Annotated in this window: 15 protein-coding genes; 4 read left to right on the top strand and 11 right to left on the bottom strand. The window is 72.9% G+C overall.

Features of this window, described 5'->3' with window-relative positions:
• Positions 1-448 precede the first annotated feature (448 nt).
• Positions 449-679, top strand: coding sequence for a DUF7455 domain-containing protein (locus OG500_RS13530; RefSeq protein WP_327066977.1), 231 nt, complete (start codon positions 449-451; stop codon positions 677-679).
• Positions 680-917: 238 nt separating this feature from the next.
• On the opposite strand, the gene OG500_RS13535 is transcribed toward OG500_RS13530, so the two are convergent.
• From OG500_RS13535 to OG500_RS13565, 7 genes are all read right to left on the bottom strand, one after another.
• The gene (locus OG500_RS13535; RefSeq protein ID WP_327066978.1) at positions 918-1,799 is read right to left on the bottom strand and encodes a S1 family peptidase; all 882 of its coding nucleotides are present in this window, start codon (positions 1,797-1,799) and stop codon (positions 918-920) included.
• A 201-nt stretch (positions 1,800-2,000) separates the two neighbouring features.
• A complete protein-coding gene (locus OG500_RS13540; RefSeq protein ID WP_327066979.1) occupies positions 2,001-3,623 on the bottom strand; it encodes an RNA polymerase sigma factor in 1,623 nt (540 codons plus the stop codon).
• A 482-nt stretch (positions 3,624-4,105) separates the two neighbouring features.
• Positions 4,106-5,038 (bottom strand): FadR/GntR family transcriptional regulator, encoded by a 933-nt coding sequence (locus OG500_RS13545; RefSeq protein ID WP_327066980.1) that lies wholly within the window; start codon positions 5,036-5,038, stop codon positions 4,106-4,108.
• A gap of 147 nt (positions 5,039-5,185) precedes the next feature.
• Positions 5,186-5,923, bottom strand: a complete 738-nt coding sequence (locus OG500_RS13550; protein ID WP_329580067.1) for a hypothetical protein — start codon at positions 5,921-5,923, stop codon at positions 5,186-5,188.
• Between the two features lie 4 nt (positions 5,924-5,927).
• Entirely contained in the window at positions 5,928-7,220 is a 1,293-nt protein-coding gene (locus tag OG500_RS13555) for an ATP-binding cassette domain-containing protein (RefSeq protein WP_329580069.1), read from the bottom strand.
• Between the two features lie 226 nt (positions 7,221-7,446).
• Complete coding sequence (locus OG500_RS13560) at positions 7,447-8,190, bottom strand: NUDIX hydrolase (RefSeq protein ID WP_327066983.1); 744 nt, start codon at positions 8,188-8,190, stop codon at positions 7,447-7,449.
• A 146-nt stretch (positions 8,191-8,336) separates the two neighbouring features.
• On the bottom strand, positions 8,337-10,289 hold the full coding sequence (locus tag OG500_RS13565; protein ID WP_442907135.1) for a glycogen debranching N-terminal domain-containing protein: 1,953 nt from the start codon (positions 10,287-10,289) through the stop codon (positions 8,337-8,339).
• Between the two features lie 693 nt (positions 10,290-10,982).
• On the opposite strand from OG500_RS13565, the gene OG500_RS13570 reads away from it, so the two are divergent.
• Positions 10,983-12,296, top strand: coding sequence for an alpha/beta fold hydrolase (locus OG500_RS13570; RefSeq protein WP_329580074.1), 1,314 nt, complete (start codon positions 10,983-10,985; stop codon positions 12,294-12,296).
• Positions 12,297-12,694: 398 nt separating this feature from the next.
• Here OG500_RS13570 and OG500_RS13575 read toward each other — a convergent pair whose 3' ends face one another.
• Positions 12,695-14,323, bottom strand: coding sequence for a DUF4192 domain-containing protein (locus OG500_RS13575; protein WP_329580077.1), 1,629 nt, complete (start codon positions 14,321-14,323; stop codon positions 12,695-12,697).
• Between the two features lie 182 nt (positions 14,324-14,505).
• Here OG500_RS13575 and OG500_RS13580 point away from each other — a divergent pair, with 182 nt between their 5' ends.
• Together OG500_RS13580 and OG500_RS13585 are read left to right on the top strand one after the other, a co-directional pair.
• Positions 14,506-16,722, top strand: a complete 2,217-nt coding sequence (locus OG500_RS13580) for a RecQ family ATP-dependent DNA helicase (RefSeq protein ID WP_329580080.1) — start codon at positions 14,506-14,508, stop codon at positions 16,720-16,722.
• 229 nt (positions 16,723-16,951) lie between these two features.
• Positions 16,952-17,608, top strand: a complete 657-nt coding sequence (locus OG500_RS13585) for a hypothetical protein (RefSeq protein WP_442789162.1) — start codon at positions 16,952-16,954, stop codon at positions 17,606-17,608.
• 42 nt (positions 17,609-17,650) lie between these two features.
• Here the strand turns inward: OG500_RS13585 and OG500_RS13590 are convergent, their stop codons facing one another.
• The 3 genes from OG500_RS13590 to OG500_RS13600 form a co-directional block, all read right to left on the bottom strand.
• Positions 17,651-18,328 carry a hypothetical protein gene (locus tag OG500_RS13590; protein ID WP_327066989.1) on the bottom strand — a complete coding sequence of 226 codons (678 nt, stop codon included), beginning with the start codon at positions 18,326-18,328 and terminating at the stop codon, positions 17,651-17,653.
• A 114-nt stretch (positions 18,329-18,442) separates the two neighbouring features.
• Positions 18,443-19,135 carry a ribonuclease HII gene (locus OG500_RS13595; protein ID WP_327066990.1) on the bottom strand — a complete coding sequence of 231 codons (693 nt, stop codon included), beginning with the start codon at positions 19,133-19,135 and terminating at the stop codon, positions 18,443-18,445.
• Positions 19,136-19,261: 126 nt separating this feature from the next.
• The gene (locus OG500_RS13600; protein WP_329580085.1) at positions 19,262-19,900 is read right to left on the bottom strand and encodes a TetR/AcrR family transcriptional regulator; all 639 of its coding nucleotides are present in this window, start codon (positions 19,898-19,900) and stop codon (positions 19,262-19,264) included.
• Between the last annotated feature and the right edge of the window lie 43 nt (positions 19,901-19,943).

Genomic DNA, 19,943 nt, shown 5'->3' on the forward strand with positions numbered 1-19,943 from the left:
CCCCCGGCGGCGCCCGCTTTCGCGCACGGCCGGCCACTGCATGATCCGCCCCGACTCCGCAGCTTGTACGCGCTGCGCGAACACGGGTCGAGCCCGGTCCGGTCGGCGGGAGTGCCATCTCGCCCGCGCCCGACGGGTCCTGGCGGACCGTCGAGCCGTCCGCGAGCGCTGGAACTGCCGAGATGCAGGCTACCCGGGCTTGGGGCGGGGCTTATGCTCCAACCCAGTAGGGGATTATGCTACGCCCACCTTCGGACAACAGTTCGAAGATGCGTTCGAGTGATGGAGAGGTCGCGGTTTCCGGCGCGCATGAACCACCGGCGCCCGGGGCACGTCCTCATCAACACAGCAGAATCCTCAGAGAAGAAAAGCCACGAGCGGGAACGTTTTCGGCCTGGTTGGATGTTGACCCTGGTACGACAGCTCGTCGAGCTAGAGAAGAGGCGACGTGACTACTGTTCTGACACCTGCGAGCCCGCTCACCGCGGCTGACCGCTGCGACCGCTGCGGCGCCCAGGCATACCTGCGCGTCGTACTGGCCAGTGGCGGAGAGCTGCTCTTCTGCGCCCACCACGGGCGGAAGTTCGAGCCGGAGCTCAAGAAGATCGCCGTGGAAATACAGGACGAGAGCGGTCGTCTCGCCACCACGGCGGCCTCGGCCGCCAGCGACGAGCGCTGAGCGTTCGGCGCTCCCTTGACGCGCTGAGGTCGGCCCTTGCGGGCCGGCCACTGGGCGGCAGGCCGTAGGGCCTGCCGCCCAGCGTCATACCCGGATCTGCCAGTCCGTGACCGTCCGGTCACTTCGGGCTACGGGCGTCGCGGCAAGACGGCCACCTCATCCGGGAGCTGACCCGCCGTCGGCCTTGACCGAGCCGAGCGGCGGCGTTGGCGCGACCCTGCTCACACCATCACCCTGATCACAGCTGGGTGCCGACCTCGTCCGCGACGGCCGACAACCGGGTGTAGACACCCGGATGGTTCGCCTCCGCACAACCGGTCCCCCAGGAGACCAGGCCGACCAGTCGCCCGTTGACCACCAGCGGGCCACCACTGTCGCCCTGGCACGCGTCCTTGCCACCCCGTGCCTCGCCGGCGCAGACCATGCCGCGCGGATCGAAGGCCCCGTCGGGGCCACCCGGGTAGTCACGCGCACACACCGAGTCGGCCACCATCGGCACATCGACGCTGCGCAGGCTGTCGGCGTACCGCGCGCGGCCGGTGGTGTCGCCCCAGCCGTAGACCTGCGCCCGCGTACCGGCGGCATACGGCAGCGTCTCTCCCTGCCCGACCATCGGCAGGACCGCCCGGCCCTCCTGCGGGGCGGCCAGCGTGAGCACCGCCACGTCCTGCATGTTCTGCTGGAACGAGTACTGCGGATGGACCCAGACGTTGGTCACGGGCACCTCGGCGCCGTCCTGACCGGTCAGGTCGGTCCGACCGACGATCACCCGCAGGTCCGGGCGCTCCACGATGCGGCCCTCGCGCTCGTCGTAGAAGCAGTGCGCAGCCGTCACCACCTTGGTCGGGGTGACCAGCGTGCCGCCGCAGAACTGGCCCGAGCGGGCGTCGCCGAACTCCGGCCGACTGGCCACCGCGACCATCCACGGCCGCTGCAGGGTGCTGTCGGAGCGGCCACCCACGATCCGGCGGTCCGCCTGGGCCGGCGTGGCACCCACCGAGACCAGCGCCACCGGCAGTGCGGCCAGCAGGGCCGCCACCACTACCCGCCGCCGGGGCACCGGCCCCGGCGGCGGCGTGCGGCGGACATCAGGGCCGGTCGAAACGGACGAGATGGACATCACAGTGCACTCCGGGCGATTCGGCAGCAGGCAACCGCCACAGCGTAGTCACAATCTCACCCTGAGTTTCCATGAGTCGGCGTTCAAACACCCGGACGAGGGATATCCGAGGCGGCCGGATGACGCCCGCAGTCGGACCCCGAGCCCAGAACGCGCGAAGGCCCGGAGCAGACGCGCTGCTCCGGGCCTTCGCGTACGGGATCAGTCCAGGTAGTCGCGCAGCACCTGCGAGCGCGAGGGGTGACGCAGCTTGGACATGGTCTTCGACTCGATCTGGCGGATGCGCTCACGGGTGACCCCGTAGACCTTGCCGATCTCGTCCAGCGTCTTCGGCTGGCCGTCGGTCAGGCCGAAGCGCATCGAGACCACGCCGGCCTCGCGCTCGCTCAGGGTGTCGAGCACCGAGTGCAGCTGCTCCTGGAGCAGGGTGAAGGAGACCGCGTCGGCCGGGACGACCGCCTCGGAGTCCTCGATCAGGTCACCGAACTCGCTGTCGCCGTCCTCGCCGAGCGGGGTGTGCAGCGAGATCGGCTCGCGGCCGTACTTCTGGACCTCGATGACCTTCTCGGGGGTCATGTCGAGTTCCTTGGCCAGCTCCTCCGGGGTGGGCTCGCGACCCAGGTCCTGGAGCATCTGGCGCTGCACGCGGGCCAGCTTGTTGATGACCTCGACCATGTGCACCGGGATACGGATGGTGCGGGCCTGGTCGGCCATGGCGCGGGTGATCGCCTGACGGATCCACCAGGTCGCGTAGGTCGAGAACTTGTAGCCCTTGGTGTAGTCGAACTTCTCGACCGCACGGATCAGACCGAGGTTGCCCTCCTGGATCAGGTCCAGGAAGAGCATGCCGCGACCGGTGTAACGCTTCGCCAGTGAGACCACCAGGCGGAGGTTGGCCTCCAGCAGGTGGTTCTTGGCCCGGCGGCCGTCCTCGGCGATGATCTCCAGCTCGCGCTTGAGCTTGGGGGCGAGCTTGTCGGCCTGGCTGAGCTTGTCCTCGGCGAACAGGCCGGCCTCGATGCGCTTGGCGAGCTCGACCTCCTGCTCGGCGTTGAGCAGCGGGACCTTGCCGATCTGCTTCAGGTAGTCCTTGACCGGGTCGGCGGTGGCACCGGCGACGGCGACCTGCTGGGCAGGCGCGTCGTCCTCGTCGTCGTCGGAGAGGACGAAGCCCTCCGACTCCTCCTCGGGCTCCGCGTCGCCGTCGGTCTTCCCGGCCGGGGTCGCCACGTCCTCGAGCAGCTCGTCATCGCCGAGCAGCTCCTCGTCGCCCTTCTCCCCCTTGGCGGCGGTCTTCTTGGCGACCGCCTTCTTGGCGGGAGCGGCGGCCTTCTTCGCCACGGCCTTCTTCGCGGGGGCGGCAGCGGCGACCTTCTTCGCGACCATGGGGGTCGAGCCGAGGTCCGACTGCGCGTCCAGTGCGGTGTCCACGGTGACCGAGACCACAGAGGCGACGGCCGCCGGAGCCACCGTCGCGGCGGGCGCGATCCGCACCGGGGGCTTGGTCTGGGCAACCGGGGTACGCGTGGTGACCGCCTTGGTGGCGGTGCGCTTGGTGGTGCTCTTGGCCGCAACGCTCTTGCGCTTGGCGGCGGACGGCTCGGCCGCGCTCACCATCAGGTCCACCCCTTCCTCAATCAACACCTGGTTGAGGCTGCGCATGACGTTCTTCCACTTGGTGACCGGGATCTGGTCCGCCTCGAAGGCCTGGCGCACGTCGTCACCGGCGATCTGCCCCTGGGCCTTGCCCCGCTCGATGAGCGCCAGCAGGGCCGCGGACTCTGCGATCTCGGGGGGGAGCGAACGGGATGTGCTGGCCGACACGAACAACCTCTCGGACGAAGAGTGGACTCGAACCCGTACCGGACCGCCCGAGTGGGCGAGGAGGAAAGACGCGCCACGGGGCACGACAGGTTCCGACCGGCTCGGACTTGAGGACTGGGTTAGCAGGACGCTGGGTAGGTGGGACGGCAGCAGCGCCGCAGACCAACACAGCATTCTGACATGGCGCGGGTATTCCGGAGCTGCTTCCGCTCCGTACACATCGCTGCCGCTCCCCAAGTGTTACGCATGCCGCTCGTGGCACAGGTCACACGCCTCCCCGGACTGAGGTCCCGGACCGTCGGCCGTCACAGCCGCGGGCCCTCCGGGTGGACGCGATGTGTCTCGCGCGGGCATCCGGAGGGCACTGTCCAGATCCGATGGCTCCGTGGCCGGCCTCACTCAGTGTTCACGACTCGGTGTTCGCGCAGGCGCTCGCGGCCCAGTGGCTCTGCCCCGGGCGCTCGCGGCTCGGTCTGCCGCGCTCAGTGCTCGCGAGGCGCCGGCACCGCGTGCTCGACGTCCGGGTGCACGGTGAGCAGCGCGCGCATGGCCGCCTCGGCCGCCGTGCCGTCCCCGGTGCCGAGTGCGTCGACCAGGCGGGCGTGCAGGCTCACCGAGGTCTCCGACGGCCGCTCGCAGGCGGTGGCCGGGCCACCACTGACCTGGAGCGCGGCGGCCACGATGCTGGAGAGGTGCTCCAGCATCCGATTGCCGGCCATCTGCAGGACCAGGACGTGCAGCTCGGCGTCGGCGCGCGAGAAGGTGATCAGATCGCCCTGGGCCGCTGCGTGGCCCATGATCTCGGTCATCTCGGCCAGCCGCTGCTGGATCTCCTCGCGGCCGTGACCGGCGGCGAGGCGGGCGGCCAGCGGCTCGATCGCCCAGCGCATCTCGAACAGCTCGCGGCGCTGCTCGTCACGCTGCGGGCCGAAGGCGCGCCACTCGATGATGTCCGGGTCGAGGAGGTTCCAGTCGGCGACCGGACGCACCCGGGTGCCGACGTTGGGACGCGCGCTGACCAGGCCCTTGGCCTCCAGGACGCGCAGTGACTCGCGCACCACGGTGCGCGACACCTCGAAGCGCTGGCCGATCTCCTCGGGCACCAGCGGGCGGTCGGCCCCCAGGTCGCCGGAGACGATCATCTGACCGAGCTGCTGGACGAGCTGCCCGTGCAGCCCACGGCCTCGGCTGCTGGCAGTCTTGCGGCCGACCCGGGCGAGATCACTCTCCGCCCCGTCCCAGCGGGGGACAGGAGGGGTCGGCCGATCGGCGTAGGAGAAACGGTCGAGCTCGCTGGCGCCGGGCGCGGTGGACTCGGCGGTGCGGGCGACGGTCATGGCGGGGTGCGCAAGGGTACTCACACGTCCTTTGTCGGCGATCGGCAGGCACGACTTGAGGATTCTCGTGAAAAGCACACGAAAGGGTGATCGCCCATGGTTGGATAATTGACTTCTTATTAGGAAGAAATGGCCATATCGGGCAGCGAGTTGCCAGCGGTTCGCCGACTTTTGCGACCATGGCCTGCGCCGAGTCAGCTACCGCGGAAGCAGACTGACGGATCATCAGTACGAGCGGCGTCGGGCCTGGACCGCCAGGCAGGCCGCCAGCAGCAGTGCAGCCGGCAGCAACAGCACGGTGAGGGCCTGGGCCGAAGCGGTCGGCCCCCAGTTCAGGCCCTCGTGCCGCAACAGGTCCAGCGTCCGGGGCAGGGCGAATCCGTCGACCAGCATCGGCAGCGCGCAGAACAGCAGCACCCCGGCCACCGCGCTGCGGGTCAGTGCCGCAGTCAGGATGCCGATCCAGGCAGCCGCGACGACGAGGCCGGTGAAGGTCGCGAGTGCCAGCAGCGGGCTGTGGTCGGTGCGGAGCAGGTGGGGCAGCAGCAGGCGCGCGGGCGCAGCGGCGGACGCGTCCGCGACTCGGGCCGTCAGGCCGCCGATCAGGAAGGACGCCAGGGCGAGCAGCGCGGCAACGGCCCCGACGACCGCGAGCTTGGCGAGCAGCAGGCGCAGCCGGGACGCGTAGCGAACCTGCGAAGCCGCCAACCCGGGACACCTGACCTCGTGGGCCGAGGCCAGTGCGCCGAGCAGCCCGGCGCCGAGGGCCGCGAGCGGGAGGCCCAGCAGCGGGAGCACGCCCGTGACCAGTTCCACGGCCTCGGACACGTGCAGCGGGCCGGGAGCGATCCGCCGGGCGAGCAGGGCGCTCTGGGCGGAGCCGGCGAGCAGCGTGGCGGCGAGGATCAGCCAGGTCGACCGAAGACCCAGCAGGCGTCGGACTTCGTAGGCCAGTACGCGCACGGGATCATCCGTTCCAGTGATCGGGCCCGGTCAGGGGCTGGGGAATCGGTTCGGTGACGGGGTCGGCAGCTGCCACCGGGGCCGGGAGCAGCGCGGCAGGGCCGGTCGGAGCGGACGGCACGGGGCCGGTCGACGCAGCCGTGGACAACGGTGACCCGGAGGGCGCAGGAGTGGACGGCGCAGGGGTGGACGGCGCGGCGTCGAGCGCGAGGCCGGATGTGGGGGGAGCCGGAAGCGGCTGGCTCGGGGCGCGGTCGGCCGGGGACGAGGCCGGGAGTACCGCCTGCGGTTCGGCCGCGGCCACCCGCCCCGGACTCACCGCGGCCAGGGCCATGGTCCGCTCCCGGGCGGTGAGCGAGGTGACCCGGCGCAGCTTCACGGTGGACACCACTCCCGGCTGCGCCGCAGGCGGCAGGACCGTGCGGGGCGCCGGCTGCTCGACCACGCGGTCGGCCAGTTCGTGCAGCAGGATGCCGCTGCGGTAGGCGAGCTCGCCGATCTCGGTGCGTCCGAGGCCGCTGACCGCGAGGCCGGCACCGCCGTCCCGGCGGACCTCGGCCCCTTGGGACACCAGCAGGTCCGCCAGGCGGGCCATCTGCGGTCCGCGGACCGACACCTCGGGCTGCAGCCTGGTGCGACGGAATTCCGCGACCGGCTGGTCCGCGACCATCCGACCGGCGTCCAGTGTCACCACCCGGTCGGCCAGCAGCGCCGCCTCCCGGGGTTCGCGGGTCGTGATCACCACCGATCCGCCGCCGGCCGGGAAGGCCCGGATGAAGGCGTGCAGCCACTCGGCGTTGCGCGGGGACAGCCCCTCGGACGGCGCGTCCAGCAGCAACGCCTCGGGGGCGCCGAGCAGGGCGACGGCCAGGGCGAGTCGGCGGTTCATGCCCGGGGAGAAGGAGCGCAGGCGGTGTTCGGCGACGCCGGCCAGCCTGGTCTGCTCCAGCAGTTCGTCGGCCCGCCGCGCCGGGACACCGACCGCGGCGGCCAGCATCCGCAGATGACCGCGGGCCGTTCGACCTGGGCTGCCGGGCAACTGGTGCACCGTCTGCAGGAGCACCCCGACCTCGCGTTCGGGGCGGCGCAGTCGACGGTAGGTGCGCCCGTTGAAGAGCGTCACGCCCTTGCCTCGCTCCAGCTCCAGCATGAGCCGCAGCGTCGTGGTCTTGCCCGCCCCCTCGGGGCCGAGCAGCGCCACCACCGAGCCGGGGCCCACGTCGAAGCCGAGGTCGGCCACCGCGGGGTCCTGACCGCGGCGGTAGACCTTGGTGAGTCCATGGACCTGGATCGTCACTGGCTGCTCCCACGTGCTCCGGCTGCCCCGGCGGCGCGGGCCGCTCCGGTTTCAGCACCTGCTCCGGATTCAGCACCCTAGGGCGAACATCGGGAGATTTCGGGCATTGCGGAGACGGCGCGGGCCACCCGGCTGCCCAGCTCACTCGATCAGGGGACAGTGGCCGCACCGTTGTTCACCCCATGGCACGGGCAGCACCGGCGGGTCGCCCAGGTCCTGGTCGGGCTCAGGACTCCGGGCGCAGCATCGGCGGGTTGAGCACGGTCGCTCCGCCTGCCCTGAACAGCTGCGCGGGACGCCCGCCCTGACGGGTCGTCGTGCCGCCGGACGGCACCAGGAAGCCGGGAGTCCCGGTCACCTTGCGGTGGAAGTTGCGCGGGTCCAGCACCACGCCCCAGACCGCTTCGTAGACCCGGCGCAGCTCGCCGACGGTGAACTCCTCGGCGCAGAAGGCGGTGGCCAGTGCGGAGTACTCGATCTTCGACCGGGCGCGCTCGACGCCGTCGGCGAGGATCAGGGCATGGTCGAAGGCGAGCGGCTCGCGATCGGCCGGGCCGGGGCCGAGCAGCTCGCTGACCGGCGCCCAGCGGGCTCCGCGCGCGTCGCCGCCCGGCTTGGGGGTCGGCAGGTCCGGGGCCAGCGCCAGGTGCGCCACGCTCACCACGCGCATCCGCGGGTCACGCTGCGGGTGCCCATAGGTGGCCAGCTGCTCCAGGTGTGCCCCGGCCGCCGCCTGACCGGCCGACGAGTGGGCACGCAGTCCGGTCTCCTCGGCCAGCTCCCGCGAGGCCGCCTCGCCGAGCCCCTCGCCCGGCCGCACGAAGCCGCCGGGCAGCGCCCAGTAGCCCTGGAAGGGAGGCTCGCCCCGGCGCACCAGCAGCGCGCAGAGTTCGTGCTCCCGGACCGTCAGCACCACCAGGTCGACCGTGACAGCGAACGGGGGAAAGGCCGACGGGTCATAGCGCGACATGGCGTCGATCATAGTCGTCTTTCTGACGATAAACACGGGGCGGCAGTAATCCCGAACCGAGCGTGAGGCTCCGGGGCAGCGCAGCCGCGCGGAACGGCGGAGCAGCACACATATCGGACCCGCCGACCCGAGTGGCTGACCTGCCGTCAGCTCGCGCCGAGTTGGAGCTCCGCGGAGGCCTCCTCGACGACGGCCACGCCGATTCGGCTCACCCGGACCGAGAACGGCTCCCCCGCGACCCGCAGGCCGCCAAGTTCGAGTTCGCCGAGGGGCGCGGTACTGGCCGGACGGACCACGACCCGCCCGGCGGGAACGTCGGGCCGCACTCCGGCCAGCGCGAAGACCGCGTGCGCGGCGCCTGCCGCGGACCCCGCAGCGGGGCGGCAGGCAGCCGGATGCGGTACCGGTGGGCAGTCCGGTAGTCGCTGCTCCCCGGCGTACATCTCCGGCAGTCGCCCGGCGAAGTGTGCGGAGGCGGCCAGCAGCCCCTCCAGCAGGGCTCCGGCCTCGCGCTCGAACCCGGCTTCGGCCAGCCCGGCAACCGCGAGGGCCGTCTCCTGGACCCGGACCGCCCCGCTGCGGTGCCCCAGCGGATTGAAGCGCGGGGACTTGGCGCTCAGGGTTCGAAGCCCCCAGCCGCAGTCCAGCTCGGGCGCGGCCAACCGCTGGGCCAGCAGCCGGGTCTGCTCACGGTCGAGCAGGCCCGGCAGCGCGGCGCCCTCCGCCGCGAGCCCCAGGTCAAGGAGGTGGCCGAAGGAGGCGGTCACCGCGGAGAGCGGACGACCATCGACGGTCAGCGCAGCGGCCGGGCGTCCGCCGGACAGGTCGTCCACCCAGAACCGCTCACGGAACCGGCCGCGCAGCCCCTGCGCCCACTCCCGCCAGTCCGCGGCTCCCGGTCGCCCGAACGCCTCCAGCAGCTCCGCACCGTGCAGGGCGGCCCGGTGCGCCTGGGCCTGGACCTCGCAGCGTGCGGTGGGTGGTTTCCCCGTGCGGTCGTCCTGGTAACGGCCGAGATCGGTGACGAAGCCGTCGATCGGACTGTTCGCCATCGTCGACCGCAGCGCGCCCAGGGCGCGCTCGGCAGCCGGCAGCAACTCGGTGACCTCCTGCCGGGGCAGGCCCCAGCGCCAGGCCTCGGCCAGCACCGTGACGAAGAGCAGGGTCGCCTCGGTGGCCGTGCAGGACGGGGGCAACTCGGGGCCGGCATGGCGCAGTGGGCCGGGGATGATCCCCTCCTCCCTGCCCCCGGCCGCGTTCGCCGTCTGCTGGCGGCGGGCCAGCGCCCGCAGTGTGCCGCCCGCCAGCCGGACGCCGAGCGGGAGCGTGAGGCGGGCCGCCCAGAGCGCGTCGGCGGGCGCCAGTCCGAACCGCCAGGGCGCGCCCGACGCCGTGTAGAGGTCGGTCGGCCGATCGGGGTCGGCGAGCAGCAGACCGCCGAGCGCGTCCAGCGAGCGCCTGACGAGGAGCTCGGCGCGGGGATCGTCGCAGCGGATCGCGGGCTCGGTCCACGGCGCGGGCACCCCGGCGCCACGGCCGACCGGCGGACGGAGGGCGGTCGCGGCGGCCTCGACCTCCACCCGCAGCTCCACCGACCAGCGGGCACCGGGCTGGACCTCCAAGTCCCAGCGGAGCACCCCCGCCCCGGCCAGGACCGCGTGCGGCGAGGGCTTGGCGCTCACGGTCGCGCTGTGCCCGCGGCCGATCCAGCGCAGCCCCGAGGACTGGACCTGGCCCGCCACGTCCGGCGGCCTGGCTCCGGCGGCGATGTCCGCAAGACTGCCGAGATCCGTCCCGAGCGCGATCTCCAGCGGCAGCCTGGCAGCTCGGCTGCCGGCGTTGCGCACCGTGAGGGTCTCCACCCCGTCGGCGTGGCGCAACCGCTCCACGGTGAGGGCCGGATCGGGGTCGAGTTCACCGGGCACCCGCACCGCACCGAGGAACCTGGCCTGCGCCGCCGAGGTGAGGGCGCCTTGCAGGGCGAGCGGTTCAACGCCGCCGACCCGCACCTCCATCCGGCTCAGCGTACGGATGCCGGACCGGAAGAAGCCGTGCAGTCCGTGGCCGCGCAGCTGACCGTCGGAACCGGAAGCGGCCATCGCCGGGGCGCTGACGCAGAGGACATCGGCGTGCGCCGATGCGGGCAGTCGGCGGGCCGGCAGCGCGGGGCGGCCGGCACCGGCGACAACGGGGTCGGGCCGCCCCGGGGTGGGCCGGGAGCCACCGACCGTCTCGGCCGGCAGCGCGGTCTGGACTGGCCTGGGCGCCGTCACCGGACTCTCCTCCTGTCGAGCGGCAGGGCGGGCCCGCAGGCCACGACTACCGCAGGTGGTCTCATCGAGGCGCGGGCCCGGGCAAGCACCTCCCGGCGGATCGCCCGGCTCACCGGGAAGACCGGCGCCCCGGCCCGGATCCACCGGCCCTGTGTTCCCCCGTCGGTGAAGCCTGTGGCCGCGGCAGGGCCGGTGGCGACCCTCAGAGTGAACGCAGCGCACGGTGCACAGGTCACGCCCCGCTGCTCGATGGACCTCCCCGGGGGCGAATCCCGAACAAGCGACCGTGGCCTGTGGAGCGGTCCGGGATCTTGTGAGGGCACCGTCTGGTTCCGAGGGACGGCACCGGAGGCGCTCACTCGGCGTCAGGATACGGTGCCGACGTGGCACCGCCCGTACCGGGAAGTCCACAGGTCGGCGTCGATCGGCCCCCGGGCGCCGCTCGGGTGCCGCCCTTGGCGACGGCACTTGCGGAAACGTGCGAGCACCCGCCGCACCGAGCACTGACCGAGGAGTCTCATGAGCGTCGTGATCCGACAGCCCGGCGTCGTCCTGACCGATCATCTCTTCCAGGTGCCGCTGGATCACGCCGCACCGCAAGGGGAGCAGATCGAGGTCTACGCCCGTGAGGTGGTCGCGGCGGGCAAGGAGCGGTCCGACCTGCCCTGGCTGCTCTACCTGCAGGGCGGCCCCGGTGGCCGAGCGGCACGGCCGCTCGGCCGGGACAGCTGGCTCGACCGCGCCCTGGACGACTACCGGGTCCTGCTGCTGGACCAGCGCGGCACCGGGCGCTCGACGCCGGCGACCCGGCAGACCCTGCCGCTGCGTGGCGGCGCCGCCGAGCAGGCCGAGTACCTCTCGTACTTCCGCGCGGACTCGATCGTCCGCGACGCCGAGCTGATCCGGCGTCAACTGCTGGGTGACCGGGGGCAGTGGAGCCTGCTCGGGCAGAGCTTCGGCGGCTTCTGCACCCTCACCTACCTGTCGCTGGCGCCCGAGGGACTGCGCGAGGCGCTGATCACCGGCGGCCTGGCCGGTCTGCAGAGCAGCGCCACGGACGTCTACCGGGCGGCGTACCCACGGGTGGCCCGCAAGAACACCGCACACTACGCGCGCTACCCGCAGGACGTCGAGGCGGTGCGGCGGGTCGTCGAGCACCTGGCCGTGGCGCCCGCCCAGCTGCCCGGCGGCGGGCTGCTGACCGTGCCGGCATTCCAGGCTCTCGGACTGATGCTCGGCTCCGGCACCGGTTCCGACTCGCTGCACTACCTGCTGGAGGACGCCTGGGTCCGGGGCAGCGCCGGGCTCGAACTGTCCGACACCTTCCTGACCGGCGCCCAGTCGAAGCTCTCCTTCGCGGACGGCCCGCTCTACGCCGTGCTGCACGAGTCCATCTACGGACAGCGGTCGGTGAACCCCGGACCGACGGGCTGGGCGGCCGAACAGGTCCGCAAGGAGTTCCCGGAGTTCGACGCGGCCCGGGCTCTGGAGGAGGGCACGCCGGTGCGGTTCACCGGGGAGATGATCTACCCCTGGATGTTCGAGACCGACCCCGCCCTGCGCCCGCTTCAGGAAGCCGCGAACCTGCTGGCCCAGCGCACGGAATGGCCCGACCTCTACGCACCGGCGGTCCTGGCCGCGAACGAGGTCCCGGTGGCCGCAGCCGTGTACCACGACGACATGTACGTGGACACCGCCGACTCGCTGGCGACGGCCGATGCCGTGCGGGGGCTGCGGACCTGGGTGTCCAACGAGTGGGAGCACGACGGACTGCGGGTCAGCGGCGGGCAGGTCCTGGACCGGCTGATCCGGATGGTCCGCGGACAGCTGTAGCGGCCGTCGCCGGTACCAGCGGTGCGGTGGCCGGCGCGGTGGGTTCCGCGCCGGCCGGCGCACGGCACGTGCGGAACAGCGGCTGCGCGGACCGAGCGCCGACCTCGGCCGGCGGCGCGCTCGCGTCGAGACCGGGGCGCAGCGGGTGGCTGGAGCAGGAGCCGGGCCTGCCGGGGCGCGGGCGGCGCCCTGACGTCCGGCTCCGTGTTCGTGGTCACCCGTGGCGGGAGCAGGCGTCGCCGCCTGCCGACCGGGGCGCCGCAGGAACGGGCGGGCGACCATCCATGGGGCGGGAGTGGCCTCCGGCCTGGTCCCGCCCACCGGCGCGGACGTCGGTGTGGGCGCGGCGGGCATCGGCTCGAGCACCAGTGCGGTCGGGTACGTGGCGGGGTGGCTGGTCATGTCAGGCTCCGAATCGTGCTGGTGGTGGACTTCCGGCGGAACTGGCCGCCGCGACGGGTCTGCTGGGCGAGGCGGCCCGGCAGCGGCGGGTCGATGCGGGCGCTTGGCGGCTGGTCGGTGTCGGGCGAGGAGTCGGGGGGCCGCGGAGGCCGCTGCTTCCTCGATCCGTCCCGGGAGCGCTGCGGCGGGATCAAGCCCCGGTCCGCCGGCGTGGCCCGGTGCGACGAGCCGGTTGATCCGCCGGCTGATCCGTGCGCCGAACCGGCGTCGGCTGGACCCGGGCGAGGGCCGGCACGACCTCGACTGCGTGGGCTCGCGGGGCCCCGCGCGGGCCGCGGCGGCGGGCCGGGATCTCCCGGCGGGGTCTCGAAGCTCTCGGGCGCCGGTGCCGCGTCGGACTCCTGGGCGGCCTCAACCGGGGCAGCGGGATCACCGGGGCGCCGCGGGAAGGGCCCACCGCCCAGACCGGCCGCCCAGCCCGGAGTCTCGGCGCTACCGGGGGACGAGCCCGGATCGCCCCGCCGGGCACGCTCCGCCCGCACGATGCTGAGCAGTCCCTCGGGCTCCAATCCGCCGTTCAGTGAGCGGTAGAGCAGGTCGGCCAGGGTGTACGAGGGATCGAGATCGAGTGCCTTGCCGAGGGCGACCCGGCTGGTGGCGGTGTCGCCGGCCAGCCACGACGTCCAGGCCAGCAGCGTCAGCGGCGCTTTCGCGAAGGCCTCGTAGGGCGACACGCAGCGTCTGCTGAGGAACCGCCACAGACGCTGGGCGGCGGCCAGCTCGTCCGGCTCTGCGTACTCGGCCGCCCGGTCCCGGTTCGCCCGGTCCTGCAGGGCCACGATCAGCCGGGCGGCACGCGTGTCGTCCGGCATCGGCGCCCCGGCCTGGGAGTCGGCGATGGCCTCGGCGATCAGCCGCGCCACGGCTTCGTGCGTCCGCTCGCTGCCGTCCGGCCGGCTGAGGTCCCCGATCAGGGAGCTCATCTGCAGCTCCAGGGCCTCGCGCTGCGCCGCGCTCTGCGGTGGGCCGATCGGGTCCAGCGCGACGCCGATCGCCTTGCGGCTGCCGCGCGGCGCGAGTCCGGCGTAGGTGGCAGCGGCCACCACGGCCAGCGGGTCCTGGCCTGCGAAGACCGCGGTGCCGCCCGGATCGCAGCAGGCCGGGTCAGTACAGAGGAAGGACCACCAGCGACCGCCGGAGAGGCAGAGCGACTCCTTCACCGGCACCTCGAATTCGCGGAACACCCGGAGCAACTGGTCGGCCAGCGGCCTCAGCTGCCTGCGGGCCGGCCGGGCCCCCGGCTCGGGATCCCGGCACAGGTAGAGCAGGACCGCATCAGGCCGTCGCTGGCGCCGCTCGGAGAGGGAGATCAGCAACCGGGCGAGCTCGACCGCGATGAGCGGCCACTGGTCCGGATCCTCGGGGATGTCGAGCCGGATCGCTCCGCCCTGCCGGGCGGCCGGGCCGTGCAGCCCGACCGCCACGATGCTGTCGTCCGGGTAGAAGCCCAGCAGGTACGGCAGCATGGCGGCCATGTCGGCCGGGCCCCGCATACGCACCAGCTGGTGCCCGGAGAGCCCGGAGAGTTCGTTCTGGGACGCGTTCGTCGAGTCGTCGTGTGTCATGGGGGAAGCGTGCGGCGCGCAGCCGCGTCCCGGGGAAATCTCTCCACGGCTGTGGAAAACCCCGGCCCTGTGGACAACCGGTTGCCGCCGTGTGAGTGAATCGGGCTGCCGGGTAGGCGAGTTGTCCACAGCCGGGGCCGCCGGTTCGCCTCTCGTCCGCCCGGCAGGGTTACATAGGGGCCATGGACCAGTCGGTGCCCGCCCCCAGCCAGCACAGCCCCGCCCACGAAGCCCCCGCTCCGGGCGGCGGCGATCGCGCGGCCGTGCGCGCCCGCGCCGAGGCCGTGCTGCGCGAGCTCGCGGGGCCGGACGCCCGGCTGCGCGAGGACCAGTGGCTGGCCATCGAGGCCCTGGTGGTCGACCACCGCCGCGCTCTGGTCGTCCAGCGCACCGGCTGGGGAAAGTCGGCCGTCTACTTCATCGCCACCGCCCTGCTGCGGTCCGGCGGTGCCGGGCCCACGGTGATCGTCTCCCCGCTGCTCGCACTGATGCGCAACCAGGTCGACTCCGCGGCCCGGGCCGGGATCCAGGCCCGCACGATCAACTCCGCCAATCCGCAGGAGTGGGAGGAGATCCAGGCCGAGGTGGCAGCCGGCACCGTGGACATCCTGCTGGTCAGCCCGGAGCGGCTGAACAACCCCGACTTCCGTGACCAGGTCCTGCCCAAGCTCGCGGCCTCCACCGGCCTACTGGTGGTCGACGAGGCGCACTGCATCTCGGACTGGGGCCACGACTTCCGCCCCGACTACCGCCGGCTGCGGACCATGCTCGCCGACCTCTCCCCCGGTGTCCCGGTGCTGGCGACGACCGCCACCGCCAACGCGCGGGTCACCGAGGACGTCGCCGAGCAGTTGGGCACGGCCGGCTCCGACGGTCGGGCGCTGGTGCTGCGCGGCCCGCTCGACCGGGAGAGCCTGAGCCTGGCGGTGCTCTCGCTGCCCGATCCTGCCCACCGCCTGGGCTGGCTCGCCGACCACCTGGACGAGCTGCCCGGCTCCGGCATCATCTACACCCTGACGGTGGCCGCCGCCGAGGAGGTCACCGACTTCCTGCGTGGTCGCGGTTTCGCCGTGGCCTCCTACTCGGGGCGCACCGAGGACGCCGAGCGGCGCACCGCCGAGGCCGATCTGCTGGCCAATCGTGTCAAGGCCCTGGTGGCCACCTCGGCCCTCGGCATGGGCTTCGACAAGCCCGACCTCGGCTTCGTGGTGCACCTGGGGTCGCCGGGCTCACCGATCGCCTACTACCAGCAGGTCGGCCGAGCCGGCCGCGGCGTGGACCGCGCCGAGGTCCTGCTGCTGCCCGGCCGCGAGGACGAGGCGATCTGGCGGTACTTCGCCTCCCTCGGCTTCCCCGCCGAGGAGCAGGTCAGGCGCACGCTCGACGCACTGGCCGAAGCCGGTCGGCCGCTTTCGACAGCCGCCCTGGAGACCCGCGTCGACCTGCGCCGTGCCCGGCTGGAGACCATGCTCAAGGTCCTTGACGTGGACGGCGCCGTTCAGCGGGTGCGCGGCGGCTGGCAGGCCACCGGCGTGCCGTGGGTCTACGACGGCGAGCGCTACGCCAAGGTCGCCCGGGCCCGGACGGACGAACAGCAGGCCATGCGCGAGTACGCGGGCGGGCAGCACTGCCGGATGGAGTTCCTGCGCCGCCAACTGGACGACGAACAGGCCGTGCCGTGCGGGCGCTGCGACGTCTGTGCCGGGCCCCGGCACAGCGATTCCGTCTCGACGCAGGCCCTCGAAGCCGCCCGGGCCGCCCTGGGGCGCCCCGGGGTCAGCTTCGAGGCGCGTCGGCTCTGGCCCACCGGCATGGAGGCCCTCGGTGTGCCCCTCAAGGGGCGGATCCCGGCCGATGAGCAGGCACAGGTCGGCCGGGCCCTCGGCCGGCTCTCCGACATCGGCTGGGGTGGCCGGCTGCGGGCCCTGCTCGCCGAGGGCGCACCCGACTGCGCCGTGCCCAAGGACGTGCTGGACGCCCTGGTCAGCGTCCTGGCCGACTGGGCCCGCGGCCCGGGTGGCTGGGCCAGCAGTGCTCCGGAGACCGGCCGCCCGGTGGGCGTGGTCACGATGGCGTCCGCCTCCCGGCCGGAGCTGGTGGGCACCTTGGGGGCGCGAATCGCGGAGGTCGGCCGTCTGCCACTGCTCGGCCGGATCGAGTACGCGGACGGGCGACCGCCCTACGGCGCGCGCAGCAACAGTGCCCAGCGGCTGAACTCCCTCGCAAGTGCCCTGGTACTGCCCGCCGAGCTGGCGGCTTCGCTGGCCGGTGCGCCCGGGCCGGTGCTGCTGGTGGACGACCTGGTCGACAGCGGATGGACGGTGACCGTGGCCGCGCGGCTGCTGCGCCGGGCCGGCGCGCAGGCCGTGTTGCCGCTGGTTCTGGCAGTGCAGGGGTAATCGGACGGCCGTGTGGGACGGCTGAGTTCTCCTGATGCGGGAGCGATCAAGCGGAGCTTGAGCCATCCGGGGAATATATCCGGCAGAACCGCGGCTTTCGGGCGGAATTGGCCACCTCGTCGTTGCCGCTCCGGCCATCTGACGTGAGAATTGCCGCGTACCCCGCTGCTGGTCCCCGGACCGGACTTCGGCGTACACACGTGCCTGCGCGTTCACAGGCCGGGGAAGGATGACAATGATCCATGGGGTCGACCGAGGTCAGCTTCCCTCCGCCACAGGTCGATGCCTGGATCTGGAGAGCTGGTCGAGCACGGAGGTGCCGTCGCTGCGCGATCCGCGGGACCTGGTGGTCGGGCTTCACCAGCGCCATCTGCCACAACCGGGGACCAGCGTGATCGCGGTGCTGGACATCGACCACCGGGTGGTCGCCTCCGCCGCCCTCACTCCCCGACCGCACGTCACCGACGGCTGGCTCCACCGCAACGCGCTGCTCACCCAGTTGCGGCGGGTGATCCCGCACGACCTTCGACTGCCCGCACCGCGCCGGACGGCCGTGCTGCTGCGCTGCCGTGACGGTGTGTCCGGCTGGACGGAGCAGGACGGGGCCTGGATGTGGGCACTGCGCGACGCCGCCTCACTGCACGGTCTGCGCTGTGGCGCCTATCTGACGCTGACTCCGTCCGGCTGGCTGGTGCTCGGCGACGGACGCACCGGGCGTACCCCGCACGCGGGTTCCTGGTCCGAGCGGCCAGTGCACACCGTCTCCGAGCTGCCGAGTCGAGTGCCCCCGAGCGTCCGTCCGGCAACGGCGTACGCCCACCCCGCTGCACCGTGGCCGGCCGGCCAGGAGACGACCCCGGGGCCGGTCCGGCGCGCCGCCCGCTGAACACGGGCGGCGCGGCCACGGGATGCTCACAACCGGCTGCACTCAGGCCGGGACCGGCTGGCCTCCGACTGCCGACCCTTCGGTCAGCTGCGCCGTCGTGCCGCAGACCACCAGCAGCGACGCCGCGTGGGTGCGCGCCTTCTCCAGCGCCAGGACCGCGCGGCCCGGCTCGCTCGCCCCGAGGACGAGGACGACCACCTCGCGTCGGGCGGGCCGGGTCAGCGCGAGATCCGCGTAGAAGACGTCACCGCCTTCGGCGAGCTGGGCCCAGTAGTGGTCCTCACCGAAGGACATCTCATGCTGCTGCCAGGGGTGCGGGCCGTCCGAGGTGAGGACCAGGATGTCGCCAGGTTCGCGCCCTGACTCCAACAGCAGGTCAACGGCCTCATCGGCCCGCTCCAGAGCCGCACCGACGGCGCTGGGGACCAGTTGGACGGTCGGACCGGCCGGAGTCGGCCGCGGGCCGGGCTTCGGGATCTGCGCGGCTCGCGGGCCGGGCCGGGGCGCGGCCGGCCGGGGCGGGCCCGGACGAGGGCCGGGCACCTGGACGGACGCCGGGGTCGGCCGGGCCGCGGCGGGCGCTTCGACAGTGGGGCTGACAGGGGACGCGCTGCCGGCGGCAGGCGTGCTGAGGGCTTGTGCGTCCGACTCGCGGGGGAAGGGAACGCCGGGGCCCGGGATGCTCTCGTGAATCTCCGGCTCCTCGGGGAAGACAGGCATACCCGGATATCTATCAAATGCCGGTCGGATGCGCACGGGCGCCCCACCTGTTGGGCACCGCGGGCTCGACCCGATCAGCGGAACGTACCGCCGTCGAACGCTCCTGATGATCCGTCAGAAGCCGAGAGTGAGCTGTTCGTCGCCGTCCGCTGTCTCCATCACGAGGCGCGAGCGCTTGAGATGGCTCCACTGCGGCAGCGCATCCAGGTAGGACCAGGAGAGCCGGTGGTGCTCCGTGGGGCCGAACTCCTCCAGTGCCGCACGGTGCACCGGGGAGGGGTATCCGGCATTGTCCTCGAAGCCGAACTGCGGGAACTCCGGCGCCAACTCGGCCATCAGGCCGTCCCGGTGCACCTTGGCGAGCACCGAGGCGGCGGAGACGCAGACGCAGCTCTGGTCGCCCTTGATCACCGTCCGCACTCGCCAGGGTCCACCCAGGTAGTCGTGCTTGCCGTCCAGGATCACGGCGTCCGGACGCACCGGGAGCGCCTCCAGGGCTCGCACCGCGGCGAGCCGCAGCGCGGCGGTCATGCCGAGCTCGTCGCACTCCAGGGCGGAGGCGTGGCCCAGTGCGTGAGCCGTGACCCAGTCCGCCAGCAACGGGGCCAGCTGCTCGCGGCGGCGCGGGGTCAGCAACTTGGAGTCGGTCAGCCCCTCGGGAGGCCGCCGCAGGCCGGTCACCGCCGCGCCGACCGTGACCGGACCGGCCCAGGCGCCACGGCCCACCTCGTCCAGGCCCGCCACGATCGTCGCTCCGGCCCGGCGCAGGGAACGCTCCACGCTGTGAGTCGGCGGCTGGTACGGCATGGCGGGCGGTCCATTTCTGGTCGGGCGGTCAGAACGACGGGCAGTGCGGGCGGTGTGGAACAGGGCAGCGGGCGGTGCGCAGGACTGGGCCCCGCGCCCTCCACCCTACGGCGGTCGCGCAGTGGTTCAGCCCGCCTGCGGGCGGATCAGCGGCAGCAGGACATCCTCCAGCAAATGGTCACAGAACTCGGCGTCGACCGACTCCGCGCCGAACTTCGTCCGGTACAGCAGCATCGCCGGCCAGACGTCCGCGACCATCTCGTTGACCGCACCGGAGCGGACCTCGCCGCGCCGCTCACCGCGCCGCAGCACCTCCAGCCCGGCCCGCCTCGCCGGCCCCACCAACCGGGCCATGACGAAGTCCTTGAGGAGCCCGCCGCCACCGTGGTCCACCTCGGCCATCAGCGCGCGCATCGCGGAGCCGGCCGGGGAGTCCATGGCCACCTGGAAGGTGCCGATGAGCTGCCTCAACTCGGCACGGACGGAGCCGAGATCGGGAACGTCCGTCAGAGGTGGCAGAGTGGAGCCCAGCGCATCGAGAGCAAGCTCCAACTTCGACGGCCAGCGCCGGTAGAGCGCCGCCTTGCCGGTCTGGGCCGCGCCGGCGACGCCCTCCATCGTCAGGCGGGCATAGCCGCCGGAGGTCAACTGCTCCAGGGCGGCCTCGAAGATCGCCTGCTCAAGTGCTTTCCCGCGGCGACGGGCCGTCGCGGCGGGGGGCGCCGCGGGCTCACCGGCCCCCGGACGAGCCGTTGTCTGCTTCATTGTCGCCAATCTTAGGGAACGCTTGCGTTCACAATACTCGACA

Origin of the sequence: Kitasatospora sp. NBC_01250 (assembly GCF_036226465.1) — a bacterium.
Taxonomy (GTDB): domain Bacteria; phylum Actinomycetota; class Actinomycetes; order Streptomycetales; family Streptomycetaceae; genus Kitasatospora.